This window comes from Anaerococcus vaginimassiliensis, from assembly GCF_900626155.1.
Lineage (GTDB): Bacteria > Bacillota > Clostridia > Tissierellales > Peptoniphilaceae > Anaerococcus > Anaerococcus vaginimassiliensis.
The window spans coordinates 83,761-95,536 of sequence record NZ_LR130844.1 but is presented as its reverse complement, the minus strand read 5'-3'; the positions used below and the strand labels follow the sequence as shown (position 1 = coordinate 95,536).

7 protein-coding genes are annotated in these 11,776 nt (G+C 33.8%); 4 read left to right on the top strand and 3 right to left on the bottom strand.

The window, feature by feature from the left end; translation table 11 throughout:
• Both E0D87_RS00475 and E0D87_RS00470 read left to right on the top strand, forming a co-directional pair.
• A complete protein-coding gene (locus tag E0D87_RS00475) occupies positions 1-1,293 on the top strand; it encodes a sodium-dependent transporter (protein WP_130818909.1) in 1,293 nt (430 codons plus the stop codon).
• A gap of 111 nt (positions 1,294-1,404) precedes the next feature.
• Positions 1,405-2,709 carry a sodium-dependent transporter gene (locus E0D87_RS00470; RefSeq protein WP_130818908.1) on the top strand — a complete coding sequence of 435 codons (1,305 nt, stop codon included), beginning with the start codon at positions 1,405-1,407 and terminating at the stop codon, positions 2,707-2,709.
• A 43-nt stretch (positions 2,710-2,752) separates the two neighbouring features.
• On the opposite strand, the gene E0D87_RS00465 is transcribed toward E0D87_RS00470, so the two are convergent.
• From E0D87_RS00465 to E0D87_RS00455, 3 genes are all read right to left on the bottom strand, one after another.
• On the bottom strand, positions 2,753-4,225 hold the full coding sequence (locus E0D87_RS00465) for an aldehyde dehydrogenase family protein (RefSeq protein WP_130818907.1): 1,473 nt from the start codon (positions 4,223-4,225) through the stop codon (positions 2,753-2,755).
• A gap of 297 nt (positions 4,226-4,522) precedes the next feature.
• Complete coding sequence (ppdK, locus tag E0D87_RS00460) at positions 4,523-7,153, bottom strand: pyruvate, phosphate dikinase (protein ID WP_130818906.1); 2,631 nt, start codon at positions 7,151-7,153, stop codon at positions 4,523-4,525.
• Positions 7,150-7,965, bottom strand: a complete 816-nt coding sequence (locus E0D87_RS00455) for a pyruvate, water dikinase regulatory protein (RefSeq protein ID WP_004835253.1) — start codon at positions 7,963-7,965, stop codon at positions 7,150-7,152. The genes ppdK and E0D87_RS00455 overlap by 4 nt, the downstream gene beginning before the upstream one ends.
• Before the next feature lie 442 nt (positions 7,966-8,407).
• Here E0D87_RS00455 and E0D87_RS00450 point away from each other — a divergent pair, with 442 nt between their 5' ends.
• Positions 8,408-11,047 carry a valine--tRNA ligase gene (locus E0D87_RS00450; protein ID WP_130818905.1) on the top strand — a complete coding sequence of 880 codons (2,640 nt, stop codon included), beginning with the start codon at positions 8,408-8,410 and terminating at the stop codon, positions 11,045-11,047.
• A complete protein-coding gene (locus E0D87_RS00445; RefSeq protein ID WP_130818904.1) occupies positions 11,047-11,775 on the top strand; it encodes a class I SAM-dependent DNA methyltransferase in 729 nt (242 codons plus the stop codon). Before E0D87_RS00450 ends, E0D87_RS00445 begins: the two co-directional genes overlap by 1 nt.
• Position 11,776 lies beyond the last annotated feature (1 nt).

The window sequence follows — 11,776 nt, the reverse complement described above, 5'->3', positions numbered from 1 at the left end:
ATGAATAAATTTAGTTCAAGGTTAGGCTTTATTCTGACAGCGGTTGGATCTGCTGTCGGCATGGCCAATGTCTGGGGATTTCCCTACAAGCTCCAAGAAGGTGGCTTATTTTTCTTAATAGCCTATATATTTTTTATATCCTTGTTTTCATATGTTGGACTATCAAGTGAGTTTGCAATTGGAAGGATAGCAGAAACAGGGACAATAGGTTCTTACGAAAAAGCCTTTGAGAGCAAAAATAAAAACAAAAAAATAGGAATGTGCATTTCAATCCTGCCACTTTTTGGTTTAGTGCTTCTTACTATTGGTTATGCAGTTGTAGTTTCTTATATATTCAAAGCATTAGTTGACTCAGCAACAGGAACTCTCATGACAAATGATGTTTCAATTTGGTATGAAGATTTATCAAATAAAGATTTTTCCGTATGGCCATTTCATTTGGCAGTAATAATACTTACCCTAATAAATTGTCTAGGATCAGCAAAAACTTTGGAAAAATCTAGCAAATTTATGATGCCAGCATTTTTTATTTTATTTTTAGTCATAGCTATAAAAATATTAACACTACCAAATGCACTTGAAGGATATAAGTATATGTTTAGGCTTGACTATGATCACTTAAACATAGAAACTCTGGTATCAGCAATGGGCCAAGCATTTTTCTCCCTATCTATAACAGGATCTGCCATGATGATTTGTGGGGCCTACCTACACAAAGATGAGGATATTATCTACTCATCAAAGATGACAGGTCTATTAGATACAATAGCAGCTATGGTTGCAGCTTTAGTTATGATTCCATCTGTGATAGTTTTTTCTATGGATCAAGCAGGAGGGCCAGGCTTATTATTCCAAGTGCTTCCGACTATCCTACAAAATATTGAAGGAGGAAGATTCTTTGCAATAATCTTATATCTTGCGGTATTATTTGCAGGCATTTCTTCCTTACAAATTATGTTTGAGGTATTAGTTGAATCCCTTGACTATAAGTTTGAAAAATTAAACAGGAAAGTAGTTTTATTCGCCTTAGCCTTATTTGTATTTATAGTTGGTATTAACATAGAAAAAATAAGCCTATGGGGTCCATTTATGGATATAATTTCAATCTATATCATTCCAATAGGAGCTATGATTGGAGCGGTGACTTGGTATTATATTCTCGACAAAAAAACTCTTGTCGATGAAATTAATTCTGGTGCATCTAAAAAATATGGCGATACTTGGTATAATATTGGAAAATATATCTATACACCACTAGTAATTATAATTTGTATATTAACAATTTTTATGTAAGAAATTCCCTTTGGGGAATTTTTTATTTAAAAACTTTACTTATTTAAAGTTTGGGATATAATACTAACATGCTTTAACGCGGCAAATTTTGCGTTAAGAATAGGAGTATTTATGAACAAATTTAATTCGAAATTAGGATTTATACTAACGGCAGTAGGATCTGCAGTTGGAATGGCGAATGTCTGGGGATTTCCTTACAAATTCCAACAAGGTGGACTTGTATTTTTATTATTCTATCTTTTGTTTGTAATTTTGTTTTCTTATGTGGGACTTTCTAGCGAATTTGCAGTAGGTAGATACTCAGAAACAGGAACTCTGGGCGCATATTACAAATCTTTCAAAAGTAAAAATAAAGATAATTTTATAGGAAAAAATATAGGATACATACCATTATTAGGATCTTTACTTATTGCTGTAGGCTACTCTGTAATAGTAGCCTATGTTTGCAAGGCCTTATTTGATTCTCTAACTGGTGAGCTTATGACAGTTGATACTAGCGTGTGGTTTGACTCATTTTCAAATCAAGAATACTCAGTTGTTATTTTTCATTTCTTAGTAATTCTTACCACACTTATAACATGCATAGGGGGAGCTAGCACCATTGAAAAATCAAATAAGTTTATGATGCCAACTTTCTTTGTCTTGTTCGTTATTTTAGCTATAAGAATATTGACTCTTGATGGAGCTATTGAAGGATACAAATATATGTTTAGGTTTGATAAAAATAACTTAAATATAAAAACAATCGTCCAAGCCATGGGGCAGGCGTTTTTCTCTTTGTCTGTTACAGGGTCGGGAATGATTGTTTGTGGTGCATATCTAAGTAAAGATGAAGATATAGTTTCATCCTCCAAAACAACAGGTTTATTAGATACTATTTCAGCGCTCATTGCATCTTGTGTTATAATACCTGCAATTATGGTATTTAATATGGATCAAGCGGGAGGCCCTGGTTTGTTATTCCAAGTTCTACCAACAATTTTACAAAATATGTTCTTAGGAAGATTGTTCGCTATAATTTTATATCTGGCTGTAATCCTTGCTGGTATATCATCTTTACAAAATATGTTTGAGGTAGTTGCAGAATCCTTGATAAATAGATTTCCAAAGATAAAAAGATCTATCGCCTTAGTAATAATCGGAATATTCGTATTTGGTATTGGCGTCAATCTAGAAATGATCAGCCAATGGGGACCATTTATGGATATAATTTCTATATATATTATTCCAATAGGAGCTTCAATTGGAGCTGTAACTTGGTTTTATATCTTAGGAAAGGATAAATTAATAGGAGAAATTAACCAAGGATCTAGCAAAGAATATGGAGATAGCTGGTATAAAATCGGTAAATACCTCTACACTCCAATAGCAATAATTTTATGTCTAATAGCTTTGATATTTAAAGTTTCATTCTAAAAAAAAGCCAATCTCTAGGGATTGGCTTTTAAAGTGCTTGTTTTTAATAGAAACCTAATTTATCTTTAGATGTATCTATTATTATATTTTTAACTTGAGTATAAGCTTCAAGAGCGAGCTTGTCTGTTTCTCTACCTATACCTGAATCTTTGTAACCTCCAAATGGAGCACCTGCTGGGAATTGGTTGTAAGTATTTACCCAAATTCTTCCGGTTTCAAGTCCGTTTGCAACCTTCATAATTCTGTACATATCATTTGAGTAGATACCGCCACCGAGTCCATAGTGGGAGTCATTTGCCATTTTGATTATATCATCTTCATCTTTGAATTTGTTGATTACAAGAACTGGACCAAAGATTTCTTCGTTGTAAGCATCGTTATCTTTTGGCACATCAGCAAGGATAGTTGGAGCATAGAATGCACCCTTATCTAGTCCGTTTTCTGTTAGTCTCTTGCCGCCTGTTAGGATTTTTCCGCCAGCAGCTACAGCTTTATCTACAAATTCTTGGATAACTGGGATTCTTTTTTCATCTCTTAGGGCACCCATTTGAGTTGTAGGATCTAATGGATCGCCTACTTTTACATTTTCAAAAGCCTTTACTAATTTTTCTACAAATTCGTCGTAGATTGTTTCTTGAATGAAAAGTCTAGATCCTGCTGAACAAACCTCTCCTTGGTTAAATAAAATACCAACTTGTGCTCCTTCAAGAGCCTTTTCTACGTCACAATCATCAAAGATAATGTGAGCAGATTTTCCACCAAGCTCTAGGGTAGAAGGAATTAGGTTTTCTGCTGCAGATATTCCTATATGACGACCTACGCTTGTTGAGCCTGTAAAGGCAAGTTTATCTAGTCCCTTATGATGTTGGAGATATTCTCCAGTCTTAGATCCTTTACCACTAACAACATTTATAAGTCCCTTTGGTAGTAAGTCTTCTATTAGTCTAATCATTTCCAAAAGGCTCAAAGATGTATTTGAAGAAGGGGATATAACAATTGTATTTCCTCCTGCTATAGCTGGTGCAAGCTTCCAAGCAGCCATCAATAGAGGGAAGTTCCATGGAATCATTTGTCCAACAACTCCTAGAGGTTCTCTAGTTCTAATGGATAAGAATCTTCCATCTAATTTAGATATTTCGTCTTCACTTGCCCTAAGAACACTTGCAAAGTATCTAAAGTGATCAACTACCCAAGGAAGGTCAACACCTGATGTCTCTCTTATAGCCTTACCATTATCCATACTTTCAATCTTTGCCAAATGATCTAGATTTTCTTCTATTCTATCAGCAATCTTGTTTAAAAGTTTTGCTCTTTCTTCCTTTGAATAAGAACCATATTCACCTTCAAAGCAAGCTCTTGCAGCTTCAATTGCTTTATCAACATCCTTGTCATTTGCTGTTGCAAACTCTGATAGTTTTTCTCCTGTAGCGGGATTTATTATATCAAGGTATTCACCAGAATTTGGCTTAACCCACTCACCATTTATATATAATTCGTATCTATCTTTAAATTCCATAAACTCTCCTTTAACTTTCTACTGTCTATAGAATAATGATACCCACTATCAATAACTTAAAACAAATTGCATTTGTTATAATTTATATGAATTTTAAAATGATTTTAGTATCTTGTAATAATTTATTTTGCTTTTTATAACTTAATATGGACTGTATTTCGTATAAGGTATTATTTTGGTGATGTTTTGTACTTATAATAGGGGATAGGTTTAATGTCACCCTGTAAATTAGTATTTGTATTTTTCTTGACAAAAAAAGAGCCTAAAAGCATTAGCCTTTAAGCTCTAAAATTCTTATTATTTGTTTCTTGGGTTTTCTATTGAAGCTTGTGCTGCGGCAAGTTTTGCAATAGGAACTCTAAATGGAGAACAAGATACATAATCAAGACCTACATTGTATAGGTATTTAACTGTCTTTGGTTCACCACCATGCTCACCACATATACCAATGTGTAAATCTTTGTTAGTCTTTCTACCTTTTTCTACTGCTGTTTCGATTAAGAAACCAACACCTTTTTGATCAAGAACTTGGAATGGATCTTTTTCAAGGATATCTTTTTCTATATATTTAGGTAGGAACTTACCAGCGTCATCTCTTGATAGACCAAATGTCATTTGTGTCAAATCATTAGTTCCGAAACTGAAGAAGTCAGTAATATCTGCAATTTCATCAGCTGTAATTGCTGCTCTTGGGATTTCAATCATTGTACCTAGTAGGTAGTCGATTTTTTTACCTTTTTCTTCAAATACTTTTTCGATTTCTTCTCTTACAGTTTCTTTAACTGTCTTAAGTTCTTTGGCATCACTTGAAAGTGGAATCATTATTTCAGGAACAACTTTAATTCCGTCTTCGTGGCAGTGGATAGCAGCTTGGATTATAGCACGAGCTTGCATTCTTGCGATTTCTGGATAGATAACTGCAAGTCTTAGTCCTCTAAAACCTAGCATTGGGTTTACTTCTTGTAGTTCTACAATTCTTTCTTTTACACGAGCAGGTTCAACCTTTAACTCATGAGCAAGATCCATAATTTCTTGATCTCCTCTTGGAAGGAATTCGTGTAATGGTGGGTCAAGAAGTCTAACAGTCACTGGTCTTTCTTTCATAAGTGAGTAGATTTGATAGAAGTCATCTTCTTGCATAGGTAGGATTTTATCTAAAGCAGCTTCTCTTGTTTCAAGATCGCTTGCTAGAATCATCTTTCTAACTTGGAATATTCTATCTTCTTTAAAGAACATGTGCTCTGTTCTACATAGACCAATACCTTCAGCTCCAAATTCTAAGGCTTGTGATACATCTCTTGGAGTATCAGCATTTGTTCTAACTTTCATTTGTCTAAACTCGTCAACCCATCCCATGAATTCACCGAAAGCTCCTTCTAGTTGTGGTGGTTGAGTTTCAAGGTTACCAGCATATATCGCACCAGTTGAACCGTCTATAGATATTACATCATTAGCTTTGTATACGTTATCTCCAACTCTAACTGTATGTTCGAATTCATTTACGTGTAGTTCTCCTGCACCTGCAACACAGCATTTACCCATACCTCTTGCAACTACAGCAGCATGGCTTGTCATACCTCCACGAGCAGTTAAGATTCCTTTTGCTGAAACCATACCTTCAAGATCTTCTGGTGATGTTTCTTCACGAACTAAGATTACTGCTTCACCTTCAGCTGCTCTTGATGCTGCTTCTTTTGCAGAGAAAGCAATCTTACCAACTGCTGCTCCTGGAGATGCAGCAAGACCTTTAGCTATTGGTTCATTAGATTTGATAGATTCATCTGTAAATGTAGGGTGGAGTAGACCATCTAAATCTTTTGGATTAACTCTTAGTACTGCTTCTTCTTTAGTTATAAGTTCTTCGTGAACCATGTCTACAGCAACATTTACAGCAGCTTGGGCAGTTCTTTTACCATTTCTAGTTTGTAGTAGGAAAAGTTGACCATCTTGGATAGTAAATTCCATATCTTGCATATCTTTGTAATGTTGTTCTAGTTTTTCAGATGTTTCGAAGAATTGTTGATATACTTCTGGCATTTTATCTGCAAGAGTTTGAATTTCTTGAGGAGTACGTACACCTGCAACGACGTCTTCACCTTGAGCGTTGATTAGATATTCACCAAATAGCTTGTTTTCACCTGTAGCTGGGTTTCTAGAAAATGCTACACCAGTACCAGATGTATCGCCCATATTACCAAATACCATTGATTGAACGTTAACAGCTGTACCCATTGCATCATCTATATCATTTAGTTTTCTATATAGGATTGCTCTTTCATTACCCCAGGATCTAAATACTGCAGAAATAGCAAGGTCAAGTTGTTCTCTAGGTTCTTGTGGGAAATCTTCTCCCATAAGTTCTTTATACTTTTCCTTATATTCTTCAACTAATTCTTTTAAATCTTTTGCATCTAGGTCAGTATCTTGTTTTACACCTTTAGCTTCTTTCTTTGCAGTTAATAAATTTTCGAAATTATTCTTATCAAGTTCCATTGCTACGTCTGAGAACATTTGAATAAAACGTCTGTATGAATCGTAAGCAAATCTTTCGTTATCAGTTTTTTTAGCAAGACCAATTACAGCATCATCATTTAAACCAAGGTTTAGGATAGTATCCATCATACCTGGCATGGAGATAGGTGCACCAGATCTAACTGAAACTAGAAGTGGATCTTCAGTTGAACCGAATGTTTTACCGTTTTCTTTTTCTAGATCTTTAATATGTTCAGTTACTTCTTTATTAAGATCATCCCAAAGTTTTTTATCTTCTTCATAAAATCTCGTACAAGCCTCAGTTGTGATGGTAAAACCATAAGGTACTGTAATACCTAAATTAGTCATCTCAGCTAGGTTTGCACCTTTACCGCCCAAGAGGGCTCTCATTGACATGTCTCCTTCGTTAAAGTTATAAACGTATTTTGTGCTCATTCTTCTTTCCTTTCCAATAACTTATTTTCGTTTAAATAATTAAGAATAATATCTGAAGTTTCTTCTATAGATTTGTAAGTAACATCTATTACACGACATCCCAAATCTTCCATAAACTCATTTGCGTATTTTAACTCTTTTTCTATTCTTTCCATACTAGAATAAATAGAATCATTAGATAATTTTAGAGATTTAATTCTTGCATCCCTTACTTTTTTCAAAACTTCCTTATCAATAGTTAGTCCAAATATTCTTCTAGGATCTATTTCAAATAATTCTCGGGGAGCCTTTGAATCTATGATAAGGGGAATGTTTGATACCTTAAGTCCCTTACTTGCAAGATACATCGAGAGTGGAGTCTTGGATGATCTCGAAACTCCAATTATTGCAATATCACAAAATTTAATCCCTCTAAAATCAGCTCCATCATCAAACTTCATAGCAAAATCTAGGGCGTCAAGTTTTCTAAAGTGATCGTTTTCATAAACGTCACTAAACTTTGGATCTTTTATAGGATTTTCACCCAAAACTTTACTAAGGCTATTAATAGAATAGGCCATAAGGTCTATAGAGCTTATTTCATGAGTTTGTGTAAAATTTTGTATATACGCACTCATCTTAGAATCCTGGAAAGAGTGATATATAAGTATATTTTTGTTTTTTATACTAGCTAGGGTTTGGCTTAGTAAATCTATATCTCTAATTGGAGATTTGATGTGAACATTGTAAGAAACATCAAAATGCTTTAAAGATAGATTTACTATTTCTGATATGGCGAGCCCAGCTGTATCTGAAATAATATAAATATCCAATTGTTTCACTCCTTATTCTTGATTCTTATTATATTATATCAAAAAAAATTAATTATGAAAACTTTTCCATAAAAATAATAAAATCCTTATAAAACAAAGGCATCTATATATGGAAAAGATTCCATAAGTATATTTAATATATGTTATTTTAAATAAGGAAGACTATTTATGAAATTTTTAAAATTGACAAAATCTTTAACATTAATATAATATTATAAATAATATAGAAACAATAAAAGAGGAGTAGGAAGGGATATTCTTCACAGAGAGGAAATGTGTGGTGGAAGTTTCTAGGATGAACTTTTGAAGGTTGCTTTTGTATATGTTTCATGTCGCACGCATTGGTGCAAAGAGAGTCTTATTATAAGAAAGTTAGGTGGTAACACGGTCATTCGTCCTATGTCGATGTCGTTACCACCTTTTTTAATTAAAAGGAGAAAATATGGATACAAAATATAATCCAAGCCAGTTTGAAAAACAAATATATGAAAAGTGGGAAGATGGTGGATATTTCAAAGCTAAGGTAAATCCTGATAAAAAACCATTTACAATAGTTATGCCACCACCAAATGTTACAGGCTACCTACACCTAGGTCACGCCCTAAATAATACAATTCAAGATATAATCATTCGCTACAAGAGAATGGCAGGCTATGAAGCCCTTTGGATACCAGGAACTGACCATGCTTCTATTTCTACAGAAAGCAAAGTTGTAGATAAGATATCCAAGGAAGGCAAAACTAAGGCTGATCTTGGTAGAGATGGCTTCTTGGAAGAAGCGTGGGATTGGACTCACAAATACGGAGGAACTATAAAACAACAACTTCGTACTATAGGTGTATCTTGTGATTGGGATCATGATTCTTTCACTATGGATGAGAACTTGACTAAGGCAGTCAAAAGAGTTTTCAAAAAAATGTATGACGATGGTCTAATCTATAGGGGAAATAGAATTGTAAACTGGGATCCTAAGGCAGAAACTGCAATTTCAGATGCTGAAGTATACCACGAAGATCAGACAGGTCATTTATGGTATATAAAATATTTCTTTGAAGATAGTGATGAGTATGTAACTATTGCAACAACTAGACCAGAAACAATGCTAGGAGACTTGGCAGTTGCAGTAAACCCAGAAGATCCTAGATTTAAAGATAAAATAGGTAAAAACCTAATTTTGCCATTAGTAGGTAGAAAAATACCTCTAATTGAAGATTCTTATGTTGATATGGAATATGGTACAGGACTTGTAAAAATCACACCATCACACGACCCTAACGACTTTGAGGTTGGACAAAGACATGACCTTGGTCAATGTATTGTATTAGATACAACAGCTCATATAGTTGATGGATATGGAAAATATTCAGGAATGGATCGTTATGAGGCAAGAAAAGAAATAGTAAAAGATTTAGAAGAATTAAATCAACTAGAAAAAATAGAAGAAATAGAGCATGCTGTTGGATATTCTGAGAGAACAAATGTAGTAATAGAACCTCTAATTTCTAAACAATGGTTTGTAAAAATGGACGAGTTTGCCCAAATGTGCATAGATGCTTATGATAATGGAGAAGTAACTCTAATACCTGATTCACTATCTAAAACATATATGAACTGGTTAAACAATATTAGAGATTGGACTATATCCCGTCAATTATGGTGGGGACACAGACTTCCAGTTTTCTATACAGATGATGGAGAAATAATAGTATCAGAGGACGAACCAGATGAAAATGGAATGCTAAATGGAGTTCATGTGACCCAAGAAGAAGATACATTAGATACTTGGTTCTCATCTGCCCTATGGCCTTTCGCAACCTTGGGATGGCCAGATGAAAATGAAGAGTTTGATTATTTCTTCCCAACAGATATCTTGGTAACAGGTTATGATATAATTTTCTTCTGGGTTATAAGAATGATTTTCTCATCAATGTATAACACAGGCAAAGTTCCTTTCCACCATGTATTGTTTACAGGTCTTATCAGAGATCCTCAAGGAAGGAAGATGAGTAAGTCCCTAGGAAATGGTGTTGATCCTATAGATGTAGTAAATGAATATGGAGCTGATGCCCTTAGATTTACCCTAATAACTGGAAACTCTCCAGGAAACGATATGCGTTATGATGAAAAGAGAATCCTTGCAAGCAGAAACTTTGCAAATAAATTGTGGAATGCTTCAAGATTTGTCCTAATGAATATCGAAGAAGGTGACGACCTTAGCTTTAATGGAGAAAACTTAGAGTTAGAGGATAAATGGATCCTAAAAAGACTTAACGATGTTATCGTTGATGTAAGCAAAAACTTAGATAAGTATGAAATAGGACTTGCAGCAGATAGAATTGAAGATTTCATTTGGAACGAATACTGTGATTGGTACATCGAATTTGCTAAAATTAGACTCTACGGTGAGGATGAAGATGCTAAGGCAAATGTCAAGAAGGTACTTCTTTATGTTCTAAGAAAAATGCTTGCCCTCTTGCATCCATTTATGCCATTTATAACAGAAGAAATATTTGTGGCTCTCCCAGATACAAAAGATTTACTAATTGTAGAAGATTGGCCAGAATTCGTAGAAGAATTTAATTTTGTCAATGAAGAAGCAAATGTAAACTCAGTTATAGAAGCGATAACTGCCATCAGAAACCAAAGGGCAACCTTGAATGTTCCTTCAAAAACAAAACAAAAACTAACGATTTTAGTTGAAAATAAGGACAATATTTCACTAATTGAAGAAATAAAAGACCAATTCCAAAACTTGGCAAGTGCAAGTGAAGTAGAAGTATTATACAAAGAGGATGTTGAGTCAACTGATGATGAAGGACTAGTTAGACTAGTATTTAATGAATTTTCTGTTCTTATGAGTCTTGATGAACTTGTTGATTATGAAAAAGAAAGACAAAGACTAAAAGATGAAATCAAAAGACTCGAGGGAGAAATAAAAAGAGCTAGTGGCAAGCTTTCTAACAAAGGTTTCGTAGAAAAAGCTCCAGAAGCTGTAGTTAACCAAGAGCGTGAGAAACTAAACGGTTATGAAGATTTATTAGAAAAAACAAAGGCTTCGCTAGAAGAAATTAAGGATAAATAATGTACGATGAATTTTCCTATATCTATGATAAGTTAAGCTTTGACCTAGATTATGAAAAATATGCTGACAACATCAAGAAATTAGTAGATAAATATAATATCAAAAAAGAAAATATGCTAGAGCTTGCAGCAGGCTCTGGCATGTTGACTAAATATTTCTTCGATGATTTTGACAATATTGACGCTTTGGATATTTCATCTGATATGCTTACAGTTTTTGCTAACAATTACGATCCTAATAATGTAGATTTGATTCATTATGATATGGTAGAATTTGAAAATGAAAATACCTATGATCTTATAGTAATTCTTCTAGATTCTGTGAATTATGTCACTGAAAAAGAAGACTTAGTTAAACTTTTTAAAAATTCTTATAAGAACCTCAAAAAAGGAGGACTATTAGTTTTTGATATAAATTCTCCCTACAAAATAAGGGAAATATTTGGATCTAATTGTTATGTTTATGAATACGAAGATATTTTCTATACTTGGGATAACTTTTTTGAAGATGATTTGGTTGATATGCACCTAGATTTCTTTATAGAAAATGAAGATGGAACTTATAGGAGAGTTAGGGAGTTTCAGCAAGAAAGATTGTATGAAATAGATGAAGTTACAAGTATTATTTCAGAGCTTGGCTTTAAAGATATAAATATCTATGATGAAGACAATATGAAAGAAGTAAGAGAGGATAGTCTAAGAATCCTATTCTCATGTGTAAAGGAGTAGT